Here is a 17,039-nt window from a genome sequence, read left to right on the forward strand (position 1 = left end):
TCGCTCATCCTTGGGCCACGGATCGGCCGCGCAGCTTCTCGACCTGAAATGGGTACGTCGTGTTCGATTCCGTGACCGCTGTCGCGTTGGGCAGCGCGCTTGATGGGCTGTCGCAGCGCCAGCGCGCGATTGCCAACAACATCGCCAATGTCAACACCCCGAACTACCGCGCGCAGCGAGTGCAGTTCGAAGACGCCCTTGCGAAGTCGATCGACACGGGCAACGGCCGCGTCGTCGCCACGACGCAGCCCTCGTTGGAGCCCACGCAGCTCAACGGCAATAACGTCAATCTCGACACCGAGACTCTGTCGAACGTCGACACGGTTTTGCGCTACCAATTCGCCACTCAGGCCATCGGTGGGCAGTTCACGTCGATCCGCACAGCGCTGAAGACCAACTGATGACATTCGACGCAATCGGCATCGCCGGAAGCGCGCTGTCGCTGCACCGTAAGTGGCTTGATGCCATCGCCGACAACCTCGCGAATGTGAACACCGCCACCTCGACCGACGGTGCGGCGTTTCAGGCTCGGTATATCGTGGCTGAGGCCGGAGCCGGGCAGGGCGGTGTCTTTGTGGCTGGTGCTGCTTTTGGAGATCCCGAGGGTCGTCTCGCCTACGAGCCGACGAATCCTCTCGCCGATGCCAAGGGCTACGTTCGCTACCCCGACATCGATATGGGATCGCAGATGAGCCAGCTCATCTTGGCCCAGCGTGGATACCAGGCAAACGCCGCTGTCGTCGACCGCGCGAAAGGCTCCTACGAAGCTGCACTACAGATCGGACGTAACTAATGCCCCTCGCCGCCCTCGCCGCCGTCTCCGGTGTCACGGCCACTGGCTACGTCTCACCGACCATGCGTGCCGAACCCACTGACGGTTCCGGCTTTGCCACGTCGTTGGCCGGAGCCGTGGACGCAGCCCAGGCCCTCCAGGCCGAGTCAAAGACGTTGGCTCTGCAGGCCGTGACGGGCAACCTTGACGACATCCATAATGCGACTCTCGCTTCCACGCGTGCCCAGGTCACGCTTGAACTCGTCGCTGCAGTGCGCAACAAGGGCGTCGACGCATTCACTGAGATCATGAGGATGCAGGCCTAGTGCAACGCACACTCACGTCGTTTTTTTCACGAGCAAAGGGTGTCGCCGGGGGGTTCTCTGCGGCGCAGCGCACCGTCACGATCATCGGTGTCGCCGTGCTCGTGCTCGGTGCTATCGCACTCGGAACCTGGATCACCAGGCCCACCCTCACCCCGCTGTTCTCCGGGTTGAGTGCAGCAGACGCGAGCACGATCGTCGAGCAGCTCCGTTCGTCAAACGTGCAGTTCGAACTGACGAACGGCGGCTCGACGATCCTGGTTCCCGAAGCCGAGGTCTACAATCAGCGGCTTGCCGCGGCCGCGTCAGGCATGCCGTCGTCCTCGACCGGCGGGTACGCGCTGCTCGACACCATGGGGGTCACCACGAGCGAGTTTCAGCAGTCGGTGACGTACAAGCGTGCGCTCGAGGGCGAGCTTGCGGCGACCATCGGAGCGATGAAGGGCGTCAAGCTCGCCTCGGTAAAACTTGCGATTCCTGAAGAGACGGTCTTCGTCGTGAGCAAACTCGACCCGACGGCATCCGTCTTCGTTGAGACGCAGAACGGGGTGACGCTGTCGACCGATCAGGTGACAGCCATCGTTCATCTCACGAGTGCCTCGATCGAAGGAATGAAGGCAACGGATGTCGCCGTCATCGACTCGAACGGCACCGTGCTTTCCGCCGTGGGAACGGGTGCGACCGGCAGCTCCGACAAACAGACGTCCGCTTACGAGGGCCGGGTGCAGTCCGCCGTGCAGGTGATGCTCGACCGGATTGTCGGTTCCGGCAACTCGACCGTCGCCGTATCGGCGACGATCAGCGCAGAGTCGGCCGAAGTTATCACCGAGACATTCACGCAGTCACCCGAGGTGTCTCCGCTGAGCGAATCGAAAAACACCGAGACCTACACCGGAACCGGGAACGGCACCGCAACCGGGGGTGTGCTCGGACCGGACAACATCGCCGTACCCAATGGCGGCTCCGGCGACGGCACCTACAACTCCGAGGCGACGGTGCGCGACAACGCGGTGAACAAAGTATCGGAGTCACGCACGGTTCCGGCCGGCGCCGTGGCTCGCCAAACCGTGTCAGTGGCGATCAACAAAGATGCCTCGCCCAGTGTCAGTAACGCCGAAATCGCCGCGCTGGTCACGGCCGCGGCCGGTATTGACGCGAAGCGCGGTGACGCGGTCACCGTCAAGACTGTCGCCTTCAACGCGTCGGCCGCAGCAGGGGCCACTCAGGCTCTCGCCGCCGCTGAGCAGGCGGCAGCGGCAGACCGAACCGCCGGCCTGATTCGTACCGGAATGATCGTGTTGGGCATCCTGACGCCGATCATCCTGGCGCTCGTGCTGTTCATGCGTCGTTCGAAAGAGGAACGTACGCCGGTTGAGCTCGACGACGTCCCTCTCCTGACCGAGGTACTGCCCGCCGTCCCGCAGCGTGCGATCGAGGTTCAACCTCCGCCCGTGCTGATGCCCGAACCTGAACCGAACAGCATGGATCTGAACCGACGAAGTATCTCCCAGCTGGCCAGCCAGAACCCGGAGAAGACCGCGGCGCTGCTGCGTGGCCTGATGGATGAGAGGCAGGGCGCATGATCGACTCGAAGTCTGCTCTGACCGGCACCCAGAAGGTCGCCGTCGTTCTAATGAACCTGGAATCCGCGGTCGCAGCGACGGTGATGGCCCAATTCACCGAGGCCGAGGCAACCGACATCACCGCCGAGATTGTGCGCTTGCGTCGAGTCGACGCCGACGTGGCCGAGAACACCCTCGCCGAGTTCAACGCCATGGTCTCGACCGGTCGGCTCGCCGCGCGCGGCGGCACCGACTTCGCCACGGGCCTGCTTGAACTCTCGTTCGGAGCCGAGCGGGCGGCCGGCGTCATGAATCGGGTCGCCTCCAACATGGCCGGTAAAGCGTTCGAGTTTCTCGACAGCGCCGAGCCCGGGCAGATCGCGACATTGCTCGACGGCGAAATGGCACAGACCATCGCGCTCGTTGTCGCCCACCTGCGCCCGGCCCACGCATCCGCTGTGCTCGGCGGCCTTCACGATGATCTGCGTACCGATGTCGCACAGTGCATCGCGACAATGACGAGTGCAACTCCGGAGTCGATCGCACTCGTCGCCGGCAGCCTCAAGTCTCGTGCTGCCGCCGTCGTTGCTCCCCAGAACTCGTTTGAGGTCGTCGGGGGCGTTCAGCCGCTCGTCGACATCATCAACCGAGCCGACGTCGCAATGGAACGCGCCCTGCTCGAAGGGCTCGACGCCCGGGATCCGGAGCTGGCCGAAGAGATTCGCTCACGGCTGCTCACCTTTGCTGACATCGTCAAGCTGGAGGCTCGCGATGTGCAGAATGTGCTGCGCGGCATCGACATGACGATTCTGGCGATGGCGATGAAGGGCTCGGCAGAGAATGTGCAGCAGACGATTCGCGACAATCTCTCCGAACGCAACCGCGAACTCTTGACCGACGAGCTCGACTCGATGGGACCGTCGCGCAAATCGCAGGTCGAAGAGGCCAGAGCTGCGGTGGTGCGTGCGATCCGTGAACTGGAGCAGAGCGGCACGATCACCGTGCACCGCAGCGAGGAGGACGGCTTCGTTGAGTAGCCCCGCCTTTACGACAACTGCTTTTCCGACGATTCGCAGCATCGACGCCGAACGTGAGCTGGCGTCGGCACGCACGCGCGGTCACGCTGCCGGCTATGCCGAGGGGATTCGTCGTGCCGAGCAGGAATCGGCGGTTCGCGAGCTGGCCCGACAGTCTGCGGCCGACGCGCAGCGCGCGCGTGACGGCGAACTGCTGGCGCACGGGCGCGCCGTGCTCGCAGCCGCGACCTCGGCGCTGCACGCCCGCGTGGTTGAAACGATCGAGTCGGTCGAGAGTGCGTTGGCGGTCGCCAGTCTTGAACTGGCAGAGGCGGTGCTGGGCAGCGAGCTCAGTCGCGGCGAGACGAGTGCCCGAACCGCGCTGGTGCGGGCGCTCGGGCAGGACGACGCCCGCTTCGCTGTGTCGATTCGACTCCATCCGAACGATCTCGAGGTGCTTCGCGCGAGCGACTCGGACGATGTGGGAGTGCCGTTGGTGGCCGACACCGCGCTGCGGCCCGGCGATGCCATCGTTGAGTTGCCGGTGGGCTATCTGGACGTTCAGATCGCCAGTGCCCTCGAGCGTGCCCGCGCTGCGCTGGTCGGATCGTCGCGTTGACCACCGTGGGATTTCGGCCCCGCGGAGCCCGTTTTGCTGACGCACTCTCGGCCGCAGCACCCGAACGCGTGGGGAGTGTCACGGCCGTCGTGGGGTTGAGTGTTGAGATTGCCGGTTTGCGCTGCGCTGTCGGTGATCTGGTGAGCATCGGCGACACACACCCTGTCGAAGCGGAGGTCGTCGCGACGACGACCGCGGGCGTGCGTTGCATGCCGCTCGGGCGCCTACATGGCATCTTCGTCGGCTCGGCAGCTCGTTCGAGCGGCAGGCCGGTCTTGGTGCCGACCGGTGCCGGATTGTTTGGACGTGTTCTCGACGGTTTGGGTCGACCGATCGACGGGCTCGGTCCGCTCACCGTCGATCGTTTCGTCTCACTCAGCAACGCATCACCGTCGGCCATGCATCGCAGCCGCATCGACACACCGGTCCAGCTTGGCGTGCGTGTGCTCGACACCTTGACGACCATCGGTCGCGGCCAGCGCATGGGTCTGTTCGCCGGCTCGGGAGTCGGAAAGTCCTCGCTGCTGTCGATGATTGCCCGGGGAACGGATGCCGAAGTATCGGTCATCGCCCTGGTGGGAGAGCGCGGGCGTGAGGTGCGCGAGTTTCTGGAGGACGACCTCGGCCCCGATGGTCTCGCCCGCTCGGTCGTCGTCGTGTCGACATCCGATGAGCCCGCGCTCATGCGCCTGCGCGCCGCATTCGTGGCGACGCGCATTGCCGAGTCGTTTCGTGACACCGGTGCCGATGTCATGCTCATGATGGATTCCCTCACCCGGGTGGCCATGGCCCAGCGTGAGATCGGTCTCTCGGTGGGGGAGCCGCCGGCCACGCGCGGTTATCCGCCATCGACCTTCTCAGTGCTGGCCCAGCTTCTCGAGCGTGCGGGAACGGCGAAACAGGGTTCGATCACCGGAATGTACACCGTGCTCGTCGACGGCGATGATCACAACGAGCCGATTGCGGATGCGGCCCGGTCCATTCTCGACGGTCACGTCGTGCTCGACCGGAAGCTCGCCGTGACCGGTCATTTCCCGGCCATCGATAGTTTGGCCTCCATCTCCCGGGTCGCCTCGAAGGTGACATCCGCGCCGCAGCGGGAGATGGCAACGATGCTGCGCACGGTGATGGCCGCCCGGAAGAATGCCCAAGACCTGATCGATATCGGTGCGTACCGCCCGGGAACCAACCCGCTCGTCGACGCCGCGCTGACCCATCAGGCCGCGATCGACGGTTTTCTGCGTCAGAGCATGGACGATCACACCCCGGCCGATCTGGCCTGGCTGCGTTTGGAACAACTCGTTTCGACCTTGGGAGGGCACTGATGGTGTTCTCTCTCGCGGGGCTGCTGCGCCTGCGCCATCTCGAACAAGAACAGGCCGAAGGCGCCCTCGCCGATGCCAACGCTCGGGTGGCCGAGAATGCGGCCCGCCAGGCACAGATCCGCCGCAAGCTGGGTGGAACCGACAACGAAGTGGCCAGTGTCGACGTGCTCCGGGCCGTCGCCGCTGCCCGAGCATCGTCGCGCTCGATGCTCGCCGAGCTCGATGCGACCCTGCGTCAGCAGGAGCACGCGGCGAACGAGGCGCGCGAGGCGTACAGCGCCGCTCGAAGCAGGTCGAAGGGGCTAGAACGGCTGGAAGAGAAGCATTCCAGCGCTGTCGATGCGGCGGAGCGCCACACCGAACAAGCCGCGATCGACGAAATTGCGACAGGGATCCACTCTCGGGGCGGGGATAAGGCATAAGCATGGCAATAACTGACGCGTTGAGTCGCATCGGAGAGATCGAAAACCGGATGCTGCAGCTCTCAAGCAGGGTGGGCACTGGATCCGTCGTGGGAACCGGTGCATCGGCTTCGACCGCCGCATCGTTTTCACAGACCATGGGGGCCACCGCCGCGCCGGGTGCTGCACCCGCCGGCGTGACCGGGAGTGCAATCGTTGAGGCGGCCAAAAAATACCTGGGCGTTCCCTATGTCTTCGGCGGCGAAGACGCGTCGGGAATGGACTGTTCCGGCCTGGTGCAGCGGGTGCTCGCCGACCTCGGCATCGATGCTCCACGGGTGGTCAGCACACAGCAGCACCTGGGCGAGGAGGTCGGCTCTCTTGCCGACGCCCAACCGGGCGACCTGATCGTCACCCACAACGCCGACCACATCGTGATCTATGCAGGTGACGGCATGATCATCCATGCTCCCTACGAGGGGCGCACCGTCTCGTTACAAAAGAACTATCTGACGGATGCCGACATCAAGACGATTCGTCGCGTGACGGCCGCTGGGGCCTCGCCCGCCGCGGCCGGTCTGAACCGCATGCTTCCGTCGAACGCTGACGTCTCAGCGGCGACGCTGAACAGCCTGATCACCTCGATGGGCGGCACCGCGAGCGCGTCGCCGAACATCACAGACCTCATCGCCGCTGCCCGGATGTCGATGTTTGCCGGACGTTCCCCAGGGAGTGCACTATGACCGTGTTGATTCCGACTTTCGTGGCGCCCCCTGCGGCGCCCGCTCGCACGCCTGCACCCGGGGTGAGCGCGTCGGCCGGGGCCGAGAGATTCGCCGCGGCACTCCGCGACACGGCCGCGGCCGACAGGGCATCGGGCGCCCGGGCTGACGACACCCGGGCTGACGACACCCGGGCTGACGACACCGCCACGGACAAGCCAACCGGCACCCCGACCGGCACCCCGGCCGATGCACAAGCCGAAACGCCGGCAGAGAGCACGACGGACCCCGCGGCAACGGCCGTGTTGCCGATTCCGCCGGGCGCATTCGGGTCGGCCGGCATGCCGGCGCTTGCGAGTTTCGTGACCTCCGCAGAGGTGCGTGTGAGCGCGGGCGACACGGGGGCGGCCGACACGGATGGCGCATCGATCAGCACGGAGGCCACCGATCTGTCCACGGCTGAGCTTCAGGGCGGCGCGCGGGCCGAGATGACTGCGATGTCCGGCGCCGTTCGCGTGCAGCAGGGCACCGAATCGTCGTCGGGCAGAGCCGCAACCCCGACGCCATCCGCTGAAACACCGGTGGGTGGCACCGCCCCGACCGGGTTGGCGCCGCTGGTGACGGGCAGCCCGGGGGGAGTGGCTGGTCTGATGACCGGCACTGTTCCGTCGCCGGCAACGCCGGGCGCCGTCGGCGCGCCTGACGTGAACGGCGCGCCTGACGTGAACGCTGCGCCTGACGCCGAAGCTGCGCCCGATTCCGACGCTGCGCCGGACGCGGCGACGTCGCTTTCGGATCCGGCCCCCGCGGCACCCGCGGCCGCCGAGGGAGCCACTCGGGCCGCTGAATCCAGTGCGGCCGTATCGCCGGCAGTGCCAGGAACCGCACCGGTGTCGGCCCCGGGCGCGTCGGCATCCGCTGCCGTGCAGCAGGCCGCAGCACCAACGCCTCCGCCGCTCACCGAACAGCTGGCGAAGCCACTGTTCAGCCTGGCCGGCGCCGCAGACGGTGAGCACACGCTGACCATCACGGTCAGCCCCGACACACTCGGCCCGGTCACCGTACGCGCGCACGTCGCCGGTGAGCAGATCCGGATCGAGTTGTTCGCGCCAACCGAACTCAGTCGGGATTCCCTCAGGCAGATCATGACCGATCTGCGGCGCGACGTGGCCGCGATGGGGCTCAACGCAAACCTGGATCTTTCGGGGCAGAGCGAACCGGACGCGGGGGAGACCCCGACGCGCGGCGGCGTCCAAACCGAGGAACAAACAGCCACGACACGAGTGCCCACCGCGCAGCCAGCAGTGCTTCGCCCGAACCTCCACAGCACGTCGACTCTCGACGTCGTGGCCTGAAAGTAGAGAACGAAGATGACCGTAGAAGCAGTCGCAGCCGGTTCGAGTACGAGCCTGTACTCGAGGCCGACCACAGATGTGGCCAAGCAAACTCTCGACAGCGAGGTGTTCATGCACCTGCTCGTCACCCAGCTGCGCAACCAGGATCCGAGCTCGCCCATGGACACCAACGAGATGATCTCCCAGACCACTCAGCTGGCCATGATGGAGCAGATGACGGCGATGAACAAGACCAGCGATGAGAACTTCGGTCTTCAGATGCGTACCGCCGCAGCCAACCTCATCGGCAACACGGTGACCTACCGGGATGCCGACGGCACTGAGGTCACCGGCATCGCGACATCCGTCTCCTTCAAGGGTGCGGTTCCGCTCGTCACGATTGACGGCGTGGAGGTGCCGCTCGACGTCATCTCGGGCATCACGACTCCCAAGCCCGTTCCTGCACCCGTTCCCACTCCTTAGACAGCGTCTTCACTAGCTCCCCACTTCTTCACCAGCTCCCAACCGAAGGGTCATCATGCTCCGCTCGCTCTACTCCGGCATCTCCGGACTCCGTTCGCACCAGACCATGCTCGACGTCACAGGCAACAACATCGCCAACGTCAACACCGTCGGCTTCAAGTCGTCAGCCGTGCAATTTCAGGACACGCTCTCCCAAGTCGTGAAGAACGGCAGTGGCGCCGGGAATCAGGTCGGAGGCACCAACCCGGCTCAGGTCGGGCTTGGCGTGCAGGTCGCTGCGGTCTCGACCAACTTCGCCCAGGGCTCGGCTCAGGCCACGGGAAAGCCGACTGACCTGATGATTGCCGGCGACGGGTTCTTCCTGGTGCAGTCGGGCGGCGAGACCCGCTACACCCGTAATGGCGCCTTCGACTTCGACTCGCTGGGCCGTCTCGTCACTGCTGACGGTTCGTTCGTGCAGGGCCGCGCGGCGGTCAACGGGCAGATTCCCGTCGGTGCGGCCGTCGGCCCGATCACCCTGCCGCTGCAGGCCACGGTTCCGGCCAAGACGACGACCTCGGCGGTCGTGGGCGGAAACCTTCCCGGCGATGCCGTCACCGGCACCGTTTTGGCTCGCGACATCGACGTGTATGACGCGACCGGCAACAAGACGACGCTGGCGTTGACCTTCACGAAAACCGTTGCGGGTTGGGATGTCAGCGACGGCACGACCACGGCCGGTGCGCTCACATTCACCGGCGGAGTTCTGACCGGCCCCTCGACGTTCCCCGTGGGCGGCATCTCCGTTGACATGTCGGCGGTCACCGGCTCCGCAAACCTGACGACCATCGCGGTGAACAGCCAGAACGGTGCCGCGGCGGGAACCCTCACGTCGTACTCCATCGCGTCGGACGGCACTGTGCTCGGCACGTTCAGCAACGGCGAGACCCGCTCGATCGCCCAGATCGCACTCGCGACCTTCGCAAATCCGGGTGGACTCGAGAAGGCCGGCGGCTCCACGTACCGCGTCAGTGTGAGCTCGGGCAATGCCGTGCTGGGGGCGGCGGGTGACCCCGGCTTCGGTGGAATGACCAACGGTTACCTCGAGATGTCGAATGTCGACCTGTCCCAGGAATTCACGAACCTCATCGTGGCTCAGCGCGGTTTCCAGGCCAACGCCCGCATCATCACCACCTCCGACGAGGTACTGCAGGAGCTGACGAACCTGAAGCGTTAAGAACGACAGAGGGTGAGGGCGGTTCCGAGATTCTCGGGCCGCCCTGACGCGTTTAACCCCTCACATGGGGGGCGGGAGGGAGTCAAAGTAGTCGCCCTGCACCCGTGTCGGCATATGTGTGGACACAAAATTCGTTGGGCTCCTGACGAATCCCGAAGGATAGCCGACAGTATGATCGACGGCTTCACTTCATCGACATCACGAGGACAGAATGATCGTAGTCACCCGGCTGAACCAGAGCCACTTCGCGGTCAATCCCGACCTCGTTGAGCGGATTCACGAGAATCCAGACACCACCCTTGTGCTCGTCGACGGCACGACATTCATCGTGACCGAGACGATGAGCGAGGTGATCGACAAGATTGCGGCATATCGCGCTCGCGTGATTCAGCTGGCCAGTCGGCCAGCCGATTATCCGATCCACGGCATCCGTCATCTGGAAGCCGTTCCGGACGAGCAGCCCTGGGAACCGCGCGAACCGAGGAAGAACTGATGGATCCCGCAACCATAATCGGCCTCCTTCTGGCCTTCGGATCCCTCTTTGCGATGATCACCATGGAGGGTGCCCACGTCACCTCCATTCTGCTTCCGCCGCCCATGATTCTGGTCTTCGGTGCGACAATCGCTGTCGGCATCGCCGGCTCGACGCTGACCGACACCGTCTCGGCCTTCACGGCGTTGCCGCGTGCGTTCCGCGGCAAGGTCGAGAAGCCCAAACAGGTGATTGACCAGATGGTGCACCTGGCCGAGACAGCACGGAAGAACGGTCTTCTCGCCCTCGAACAGGAAGCCGCAAACGTCAAGGATCCCTACCTCCGAGATGCCCTGCAAAACATTGCAGACGGCACAGATGGCGAAGAGTTGCGCACGCTGCTCGAAGACGAAGTGATCACCACCTCCAAGGTAAATCGCGGAGCCGGAAAGTTCTTCAAAGCGCTCGGTGGCTACGCGCCGACGGTGGGCATTATCGGAACCGTGGTGTCACTCACGCACGTTCTCGAAAACCTCGACAACCCCAGCACGCTCGGGCCGTCGATCGCCACGGCGTTCGTCGCAACCCTCTGGGGCCTGCTTTCGGCCAACTTCATTTGGTTGCCGATCGGTGACCGGTTGAACCGTCTCGCCGAACTCGAAACCGAGCGCATGAATCTCATCCTTGAGGGCGTTCTGGCCATTCAGTCCGGGAGCCAGCCTCGTCTGCTGGGGGAGCGCCTCAGCGCCATGGTGCCGAAGCGAAAGCTGTCGAAGGCCGAGCAGAAGGCCGAGCAGAAGTCCACCAAGATGGAAGACCTGTTTGACAGCGAGGCAGCGTGAGCGCCCCGCGGCGGCGTCGCGGCGTCGACAACGAAGAGGTGCACAACGACGAGCGTTGGATGGCCTCATACATGGATATGGTCACGGTGCTGCTGTGCATGTTCATCGTTCTCTATGCCATGTCAACCGTGGATGCGGCAAAATTCGAGAAGCTGCGGGCGTCACTGGCGACGGGCTTTGGCACCGAGGCGGGCGAGACCGTTGACACGGCAGAGGGAATCGTGGTTCGGGCCGAGGACATCGGCAAGGAAGGGTCGCTGTACGAGAACACGGTGTACAACGCGAACGCCGATCTTGCCGTGAAAGAGATCGAGGATCTGACGGCGGTACGCGATCAGATCTCGGCCGGCCTGACGACTCAGGGTTTGGCGGATGCCGTCAACTTCACGATCACCGAGCGGGGTTTGACGGTTGGTCTGATCGGCGCCGAAACATTTTTCAGCGGCAACAGCGTGGTGATGACCGAGAAGGCCCTCGCGGTGCTCGGTATTGTGGCACCGGTGATTGCCGGCATCCCGAACGAAGTGTCGGTCGAAGGACATGCGGACCCGATCGGGAGTTCGGGCATGTACCCCACCGACTGGGAGCTCTCCAGCGGCAGAGCCACCCAGGTTGTGCGCTACTTCGTCGAGCAGGGCGGACTCGCCCAACAGCGTGCTTCTGCGGTTGGCTACGGCTCCGCGCGGCCGTCCGCGGCCAACGAGAGTCCACTGAATCGTCGGGTCGACGTGGTTGTTCTCTCGGATCAGTCCGATGCAGTGCGTGCCCTCATTCCCGGCTTGCTCGGCACACAGTAGTGCGGGGGTCCGCGTGAGCAGAAAGAGTGCGGCCTACACCTAACGAACCGGGGTCGCCGGTCGATTGTGAGATCTGATGACCACTCGGAGTGAAGTGAAGCCAACCCTGCCGTCGACGGCGAAAGATGCCGAGGTTTACGACTTTCGGCGTCCGACGACGCTCGCCCGTGAACACTCCCGCGTGCTTGAGCTGGCTTTTGAGACCTTCGCCCGTCAGTGGGGAACCCAGCTGACGGCCAAAGTTCGTGTGCGGTCGCAGGTCAATTTCGAGTTCGTCTCGATGCACACATACGACGAGTACGCGGCATCCTTGCCCAGCACGACGGCGATGGTGCTGCTCGCCCTCGCCGGTCACGACTCGAAGGCCGTCATCCAGCTGCCCACCTTGACCGCACTCGGCTGGTTCAGCCACATGCTCGGCGGCAACGGCTCGCATAACGAAACCGAACGCAAATTCACACAGATCGAACAGTCGATGATGCGCAAGCTCATGGCTGACGCGATCGACGATCTGCGCTACTCGTTCGGCCCCCTGCTGTCGGCCGACATCGTGGTCGACAGCATTCACCACAACTCCCAGTTCGCCCAGGCCGCCGCCACGTCAGAACTGATGATCGTCGCCAGTTTCACCGTTCAGGTGGGGGAGCGTGCCTCACATGCGACGCTCGCAATTCCCGCCGACGTGCTGCTGCGCCAATTGGGCGCTGCCAACCCGGTGATCAACGCCACGGATGCTGCGGATCTGATTCAAAATCAGGTGTCGCACGTGCCCGTCGACGTCGCCGTGCAATTTCCGGGCAAGCGCGTGTGGGCGGCCGACATCCTGGCCTTGGCCGTGGGCGATCTCATTCCACTCGGGCATGCCGGACATAAGCCGCTGGATGTCGCCGTGGACGGCCACACCCTCGCGTATGCCGCCGTCGGAGCCACCGGCTCGCGGATGGCCTGCGTCATCACTGAAATTCAGGAGAACAACTGATCATGCCAACGACCACCCTGCACGCAGACGCTGCCGCTGCGCTGGCCGCACTCATCCCGAACGCCTCGGTGCTGGTTGCCGCGCCGCGCACCTCGGGACCTCGGCTGGGCGAGGAGGTTTCGCAGTCCGTGCAGGCCACCGTCGTCGGCTCACAGTCCGCCGATCTGGCCATTGCGCTCCTCGACACCGATTCGCTCGGTGTCGCGCTGGCCGAAGGTTCGACCGCTGTGGCCGTGACGGACATTCTGCGGCCGGCTCTGGAAGCCGCGGCCGGCACGCTGGGTCACGGTGTGCTCGGCACCGCCCGCATTGATAACGCGACCGACCTGTTCAACGACGCTGCGGCCCAGGTGTACTCCCTCAGCGACGGTGCGAACACCGTGGGCTGGTTCGCCATTCGTCTGCGTGACAACAGCACCTCCGGTGCGTTGGTCTCGAACGAACCGGTCGCGGGCAAGTTGGGACGTATCAACAACGTCGAAATGTCTCTCACGGTTGAGATCGGACGCACGCGGATGTCGGTGCGCGAGGTGCTGGGTCTGGAACCGGGTGCAGTGGTCGAGTTGGACCGGTCGGCAGGAGCCCCCGCTGACATCCTGCTCAATGGTCGTCTGATTGCTCACGGCGAGGTCGTCGTGGTTGACCAGGATTACGCCGTGCGGGTCACCAAGATCATGGATGTTCCGGACAGTCTGGCGTAGTGGACACTCTGTTTCTTGCGCTGCGAGTTCTGCTCTCGCTCGCCGCCGTTCTGGCTGTCATCTGGTTTGCCCATAAGCGGCTGACCAGTGGCAGCCGCGCCGCAAAAGTAGCCAACCCGATCACGGTGATCAGCCGTCAGGGACTCGCCCAAAAGGCATCCGTGGTGATCATCGAGGCCGAGGGGCAACGATTCGTGCTGGGCGTGACCGAGCAGGCGGTCAACGTGCTGTATCAGCGTGAAAGCAGTATCGCCGCCGATGAGTTCGCCTTTGCCATGGCCGGGTTCGACCTGCCGGAGGCCGCGGACCCGCAGGCGGACTCCGTGCCGGTCGACATCAACCCTGCAGGACCCAAACACTCGCTCACCCCACCCGCATCGCAAGGAATGCTCCGCGGATCAATTCTTTCGGCTGAGACATGGAAGCTCTCCTTCGCCGCGCTGAGGCAAGGACTGAAATAGTGTCATTCTCCAGGGCTTCACTGCCCAGGATGCACGCGCCGCGGTCGGCAACGGTGTGGCGCTGGGCTGCGATGCTTTCCGTGGCAGCGATCATTGCCGCCGCGATTCTGCTCCTGCAGACAACGCCCAGCCACGCCGTTCCCGGTGACCCGGGTGAGCCCGTCGGTCCGGGGGGACCCGCGACCCCCGGCGGTGGCGGTGGTGTCTCGATCGATATCAATGGCCCGGATGGAACGCCGTCGTCGGCCATTGTCACCCTGATCGGAATCACGCTGCTGTCGGTGGCGCCGGCGCTTCTGTTGATGATGACGTCGTTCACCAAAATCTTCGTGGTGCTGGCGATGGCCCGAAATGCCCTCGCGCTCCCCTCGATCCCACCCAATCAGGTACTCGCCGGGCTGGCCCTGTTTCTCACCCTGTTCATCATGTGGCCGGTACTGACCGAGGTGAACACACTCGGTGTGCGGCCCTATCTCGCCGGAACAGCCAGTTTCGATGACGCCCTCGCCGCCGGTTCCGAGCCGTTGCGCACCTGGATGTTGCACTTCACGCGGGAGCAGGATCTTGCACTGATGCTGCGGGCGGGCGGAGCCGCGAACCCGGCGAGCCCGGAATCCGTCGACATGATCACGCTGATCCCGGCGTTCATGATCTCCGAACTCCGTGCCGCGTTCATCATCGGTTTCGTGATCTTCATCCCATTCCTCGTCATCGACCTGGTGGTCTCGGCCGCACTCATGTCGATGGGAATGATGATGCTGCCGCCGGTGATGATCTCGCTTCCGTTCAAGATCCTGCTGTTCATCCTCGTTGACGGGTGGGCCATGATCATCACGTCGCTGATCGAGAGTTACAACTAATGGACAGCAACGCAGTACTCGACATCGGTTTGCAGGCGCTCGTCGTTGCCGCAAAGTTGGCAGCGCCCGTGTTGATCACGGCGCTCGTCGTGGGCTTCGCGATCTCCCTGTTCCAGTCGATCACCCAGATTCAGGAGGTGACGCTCTCGTTCGTTCCGAAGGCCATCGCCGTCTCGCTGGCCTTGCTGATCACCGGCCACTGGATGATCGCGGAGATCGTCTCATTCACCCACGCGATGTTTGACAAAATTCCTGGGCTGCTGGGCGGCTGAGCGTGAACATTCCCCTTGACCTGAACTGGATCGAAGCCGTGATGCTGGCCAGCGTGCGCATGACGGCTTTCGTCGTGATCGCACCGCCATTTTCCTATAAGGCGATCCCGGCGCGGGTAAAGGCGATGCTGGCGTTGGGCCTGGCTGTGGCGGTTTCGCCGCGGATCACGACAGACTACGTCTCGCTCGACACCGCCGGTTTCGTGGGGGCCCTGATTCTGGAGCTGCTCGTCGGAGGGGCACTCGGGTTTCTGGTCTTGCTCGTCTTTTCCGCGGTTCAGTCGGCTGGAAACCTCATCGACATGTTCGGTGGGTTTCAGATGGCGCAGGGCTTCGACCCGGGAACACAGATCAACGGTGCCCAGTTCAGTCGGTTCTTTCACATGACCGCGCTGGCACTTCTGCTGTCGTCGGGTGCGTATCTGCTGATCATCGGGGGACTGACCCGAACCTTCGACGTGATTCCGCTCGGAGGCGGCCTCGATCTCGCGCACCCTGCACAACTCATCGTCACCGGGGTCTCGCAGATGTTTCTGGCGGCGGTGCAGATCGCCGGCCCGCTCATCGTCGTGCTCTTTCTTGCGGATGCCGGCCTGGGGCTGCTCACTCGTGTCGCCCCGGCGCTCAACGCGTTCGCCATGGGGTTCCCGTTGAAGGTCATGATCACCCTGACTCTCGGCGGGCTCGTCTTTGCCGCCTTGCCGGATGTGGTGGCCCGGCTCACCGATAACGCCGTCGGTCTGATTCTGGGGGTGCGCTAGATGTCTGACGCTCAAGAGAGAACCGAAAACGCCACCGAGAAGCGCATGAAGGATGTGCGCAGCAAGGGCAAGCTTCAAAAGTCGCAGGATGTGACGGCCTGGCTGGGCGTGGGGGCCGCGGCGGTCATGCTGCCGGCCACGATCACGGCAGGAACCGCAGCGGCAACCCACCAGATGTTCGCGATCGGCCAGGTCGCGGCCAGGCCGCAGACCGGAACGGCGCTCGAACTCCTGGGTGAGGGGCTGTCGACGATCGTGCCGACCATGTCGCTCATGCTCGCCGCCGTCGTCGTGGCTGTTTTCGTGGGCTCGGCCGCGCAAGGCGGCATCCACCCTAAAAAACTCGCCGGCAAATTCGAGCAGTTCGACCCGGTGAAGGGGATCAAGCGGGTGTTCGGCACCCAGGCGTTGTGGCAGGGCGTGAAGACGTTGGCGAAGACGGCAGTGGTGGGTCTGGTGCTCTACGCCGTGATCCAGGGTCTGATGCCGGTGCTCATGACGTCGGGCGGCCTGAGTATCACGGCCGTCATCGCGGCAGCCTCCGAGGGGGCCACCGCGCTGATGATTGCGGCCGTTGCGGCCGGGCTGCTTCTGGCTGCCGCCGATGTGTTCGTCGTGATGAAGCGCAACCGCAAGCAGACCCGAATGACGAAAAAGGAGGTCACCGATGAGAACAAGAACTCCGACGGTGATCCCCTGATCAAGTCGCAGCGGCGCTCCCGGCAGCTCGCGATGAGCCGCAACCGAATGATCGCGTCCGTCGCGACGGCCGATGTTGTGATCGTCAATCCCACCCACGTAGCCGTTGCACTGAAGTACGAGCCCGGCAAGTCGGCCCCCCGCATCGTCGCCAAGGGCTCGGGTCATAACGCCACACGCATCCGTGAGGAAGCCACAGCCGAGAACGTGCCGATGGTCTCTGATATCCCGTTGGCTCGCGCGTTGCACGCCGCCTGCGATGTCGGCACCGAGATTCCGGTCGAGTTCTACAACGCCGTTGCCCGTGTGCTCACCTTTGTCGCCGCACTGACTCGTCGAGGCGCCTCATCGGGAATCCACACCATGACTCAGCCCGCCCTCACCCCCGGAGGAAACTAGTGAACCGCAACCTGTCGAAGATT

22 protein-coding genes are annotated in these 17,039 nt (G+C 64.3%); all 22 read left to right on the forward strand.

Annotated features, from left to right (window positions below):
* Positions 1 to 59 precede the first annotated feature (59 nt).
* The 22 genes from flgB to HNR05_RS02775 all read left to right on the forward strand — a co-directional run bounded on the left by flgB (position 60) and on the right by HNR05_RS02775 (position 17,016).
* Positions 60 to 401, forward strand: coding sequence for a flagellar basal body rod protein FlgB (gene flgB / locus HNR05_RS02670; protein WP_179577619.1), 342 nt, complete (start codon positions 60 to 62; stop codon positions 399 to 401).
* Positions 401 to 793 (forward strand): flagellar basal body rod protein FlgC, encoded by a 393-nt coding sequence (locus HNR05_RS02675; protein WP_179577620.1) that lies wholly within the window; start codon positions 401 to 403, stop codon positions 791 to 793. The genes flgB and HNR05_RS02675 overlap by 1 nt, the downstream gene beginning before the upstream one ends.
* Complete coding sequence (gene fliE, locus HNR05_RS02680) at positions 793 to 1,098, forward strand: flagellar hook-basal body complex protein FliE (RefSeq protein ID WP_179577621.1); 306 nt, start codon at positions 793 to 795, stop codon at positions 1,096 to 1,098. The genes HNR05_RS02675 and fliE overlap by 1 nt, the downstream gene beginning before the upstream one ends.
* A complete protein-coding gene (fliF, locus tag HNR05_RS02685) occupies positions 1,098 to 2,678 on the forward strand; it encodes a flagellar basal-body MS-ring/collar protein FliF (protein WP_179577622.1) in 1,581 nt (526 codons plus the stop codon). Before fliE ends, fliF begins: the two co-directional genes overlap by 1 nt.
* Complete coding sequence (gene fliG / locus HNR05_RS02690) at positions 2,675 to 3,694, forward strand: flagellar motor switch protein FliG (protein WP_179577623.1); 1,020 nt, start codon at positions 2,675 to 2,677, stop codon at positions 3,692 to 3,694. The genes fliF and fliG overlap by 4 nt, the downstream gene beginning before the upstream one ends.
* The gene (locus HNR05_RS02695) at positions 3,687 to 4,292 is read left to right on the forward strand and encodes a FliH/SctL family protein (RefSeq protein WP_179577624.1); all 606 of its coding nucleotides are present in this window, start codon (positions 3,687 to 3,689) and stop codon (positions 4,290 to 4,292) included. The genes fliG and HNR05_RS02695 overlap by 8 nt, the downstream gene beginning before the upstream one ends.
* A complete protein-coding gene (locus tag HNR05_RS02700; RefSeq protein ID WP_179577625.1) occupies positions 4,289 to 5,617 on the forward strand; it encodes a FliI/YscN family ATPase in 1,329 nt (442 codons plus the stop codon). The genes HNR05_RS02695 and HNR05_RS02700 overlap by 4 nt, the downstream gene beginning before the upstream one ends.
* Positions 5,617 to 6,039: a flagellar export protein FliJ gene (locus HNR05_RS02705; protein WP_179577626.1), complete on the forward strand. Its 423-nt coding sequence runs from the start codon at positions 5,617 to 5,619 to the stop codon at positions 6,037 to 6,039. Before HNR05_RS02700 ends, HNR05_RS02705 begins: the two co-directional genes overlap by 1 nt.
* 2 nt (positions 6,040 to 6,041) lie before the next feature.
* The gene (locus HNR05_RS02710) at positions 6,042 to 6,761 is read left to right on the forward strand and encodes a C40 family peptidase (protein ID WP_179577627.1); all 720 of its coding nucleotides are present in this window, start codon (positions 6,042 to 6,044) and stop codon (positions 6,759 to 6,761) included.
* Positions 6,758 to 8,095 (forward strand): flagellar hook-length control protein FliK, encoded by a 1,338-nt coding sequence (locus tag HNR05_RS02715; RefSeq protein WP_179577628.1) that lies wholly within the window; start codon positions 6,758 to 6,760, stop codon positions 8,093 to 8,095. The genes HNR05_RS02710 and HNR05_RS02715 overlap by 4 nt, the downstream gene beginning before the upstream one ends.
* Before the next feature lie 15 nt (positions 8,096 to 8,110).
* Positions 8,111 to 8,557, forward strand: a complete 447-nt coding sequence (locus HNR05_RS02720) for a flagellar hook capping FlgD N-terminal domain-containing protein (RefSeq protein ID WP_179577629.1) — start codon at positions 8,111 to 8,113, stop codon at positions 8,555 to 8,557.
* Between the two features lie 55 nt (positions 8,558 to 8,612).
* Positions 8,613 to 9,773, forward strand: a complete 1,161-nt coding sequence (gene flgF, locus HNR05_RS02725) for a flagellar basal-body rod protein FlgF (RefSeq protein WP_179577630.1) — start codon at positions 8,613 to 8,615, stop codon at positions 9,771 to 9,773.
* A gap of 211 nt (positions 9,774 to 9,984) precedes the next feature.
* Entirely contained in the window at positions 9,985 to 10,266 is a 282-nt protein-coding gene (locus tag HNR05_RS02730; protein WP_179577631.1) for a flagellar FlbD family protein, read from the forward strand.
* Positions 10,266 to 11,087 carry a motility protein A gene (locus HNR05_RS02735; protein WP_179577632.1) on the forward strand — a complete coding sequence of 274 codons (822 nt, stop codon included), beginning with the start codon at positions 10,266 to 10,268 and terminating at the stop codon, positions 11,085 to 11,087. The genes HNR05_RS02730 and HNR05_RS02735 overlap by 1 nt, the downstream gene beginning before the upstream one ends.
* A complete protein-coding gene (locus tag HNR05_RS02740; protein ID WP_179577633.1) occupies positions 11,084 to 11,884 on the forward strand; it encodes a flagellar motor protein MotB in 801 nt (266 codons plus the stop codon). The genes HNR05_RS02735 and HNR05_RS02740 overlap by 4 nt, the downstream gene beginning before the upstream one ends.
* Before the next feature lie 76 nt (positions 11,885 to 11,960).
* Positions 11,961 to 12,863, forward strand: coding sequence for a flagellar motor switch protein FliM (locus HNR05_RS02745; RefSeq protein WP_179577634.1), 903 nt, complete (start codon positions 11,961 to 11,963; stop codon positions 12,861 to 12,863).
* A 2-nt stretch (positions 12,864 to 12,865) separates the two neighbouring features.
* Positions 12,866 to 13,564, forward strand: coding sequence for a flagellar motor switch protein FliN (gene fliN / locus HNR05_RS02750; protein ID WP_179577635.1), 699 nt, complete (start codon positions 12,866 to 12,868; stop codon positions 13,562 to 13,564).
* Entirely contained in the window at positions 13,564 to 14,025 is a 462-nt protein-coding gene (locus HNR05_RS02755; RefSeq protein WP_179577636.1) for a flagellar biosynthetic protein FliO, read from the forward strand. Before fliN ends, HNR05_RS02755 begins: the two co-directional genes overlap by 1 nt.
* Before the next feature lie 29 nt (positions 14,026 to 14,054).
* A complete protein-coding gene (fliP, locus tag HNR05_RS02760; protein WP_246318335.1) occupies positions 14,055 to 14,885 on the forward strand; it encodes a flagellar type III secretion system pore protein FliP in 831 nt (276 codons plus the stop codon).
* Entirely contained in the window at positions 14,885 to 15,157 is a 273-nt protein-coding gene (fliQ, locus tag HNR05_RS02765; protein WP_179577637.1) for a flagellar biosynthesis protein FliQ, read from the forward strand. The genes fliP and fliQ overlap by 1 nt, the downstream gene beginning before the upstream one ends.
* A gap of 2 nt (positions 15,158 to 15,159) precedes the next feature.
* Positions 15,160 to 15,918 carry a flagellar biosynthetic protein FliR gene (locus HNR05_RS02770; protein ID WP_179577638.1) on the forward strand — a complete coding sequence of 253 codons (759 nt, stop codon included), beginning with the start codon at positions 15,160 to 15,162 and terminating at the stop codon, positions 15,916 to 15,918.
* Positions 15,919 to 17,016, forward strand: a complete 1,098-nt coding sequence (locus HNR05_RS02775) for an EscU/YscU/HrcU family type III secretion system export apparatus switch protein (RefSeq protein WP_179577639.1) — start codon at positions 15,919 to 15,921, stop codon at positions 17,014 to 17,016.
* Positions 17,017 to 17,039 lie beyond the last annotated feature (23 nt).

The sequence above is a fragment of the Leifsonia psychrotolerans genome (assembly GCF_013410665.1).
GTDB lineage: Bacteria > Actinomycetota > Actinomycetes > Actinomycetales > Microbacteriaceae > Cryobacterium > Cryobacterium psychrotolerans_A.

Bases quoted from the DNA above. Each gene is read 5' to 3' on its own strand.
- HNR05_RS02775 (WP_179577639.1), top strand. From the start codon at position 15,919: ATGTCTGACGCTCAAGAGAGAACCGAAAACGCCACCGAGAAGCGCATG.
- fliE (WP_179577621.1), top strand. From the start codon at position 793: ATGCCCCTCGCCGCCCTCGCCGCCGTCTCCGGTGTCACGGCCACTGGC.
- HNR05_RS02715 (WP_179577628.1), top strand. From the start codon at position 6,758: ATGACCGTGTTGATTCCGACTTTCGTGGCGCCCCCTGCGGCGCCCGCT.
- HNR05_RS02720 (WP_179577629.1), top strand. From the start codon at position 8,111: ATGACCGTAGAAGCAGTCGCAGCCGGTTCGAGTACGAGCCTGTACTCG.
- HNR05_RS02735 (WP_179577632.1), top strand. From the start codon at position 10,266: ATGGATCCCGCAACCATAATCGGCCTCCTTCTGGCCTTCGGATCCCTC.
- HNR05_RS02705 (WP_179577626.1), top strand. From the start codon at position 5,617: ATGGTGTTCTCTCTCGCGGGGCTGCTGCGCCTGCGCCATCTCGAACAA.
- fliP (WP_246318335.1), top strand. From the start codon at position 14,055: ATGCACGCGCCGCGGTCGGCAACGGTGTGGCGCTGGGCTGCGATGCTT.
- HNR05_RS02745 (WP_179577634.1), top strand. From the start codon at position 11,961: ATGACCACTCGGAGTGAAGTGAAGCCAACCCTGCCGTCGACGGCGAAA.
- HNR05_RS02730 (WP_179577631.1), top strand. From the start codon at position 9,985: ATGATCGTAGTCACCCGGCTGAACCAGAGCCACTTCGCGGTCAATCCC.
- HNR05_RS02710 (WP_179577627.1), top strand. From the start codon at position 6,042: ATGGCAATAACTGACGCGTTGAGTCGCATCGGAGAGATCGAAAACCGG.
- fliQ (WP_179577637.1), top strand. From the start codon at position 14,885: ATGGACAGCAACGCAGTACTCGACATCGGTTTGCAGGCGCTCGTCGTT.
- fliN (WP_179577635.1), top strand. From the start codon at position 12,866: ATGCCAACGACCACCCTGCACGCAGACGCTGCCGCTGCGCTGGCCGCA.
- fliG (WP_179577623.1), top strand. From the start codon at position 2,675: ATGATCGACTCGAAGTCTGCTCTGACCGGCACCCAGAAGGTCGCCGTC.
- HNR05_RS02675 (WP_179577620.1), top strand. From the start codon at position 401: ATGACATTCGACGCAATCGGCATCGCCGGAAGCGCGCTGTCGCTGCAC.
- flgF (WP_179577630.1), top strand. From the start codon at position 8,613: ATGCTCCGCTCGCTCTACTCCGGCATCTCCGGACTCCGTTCGCACCAG.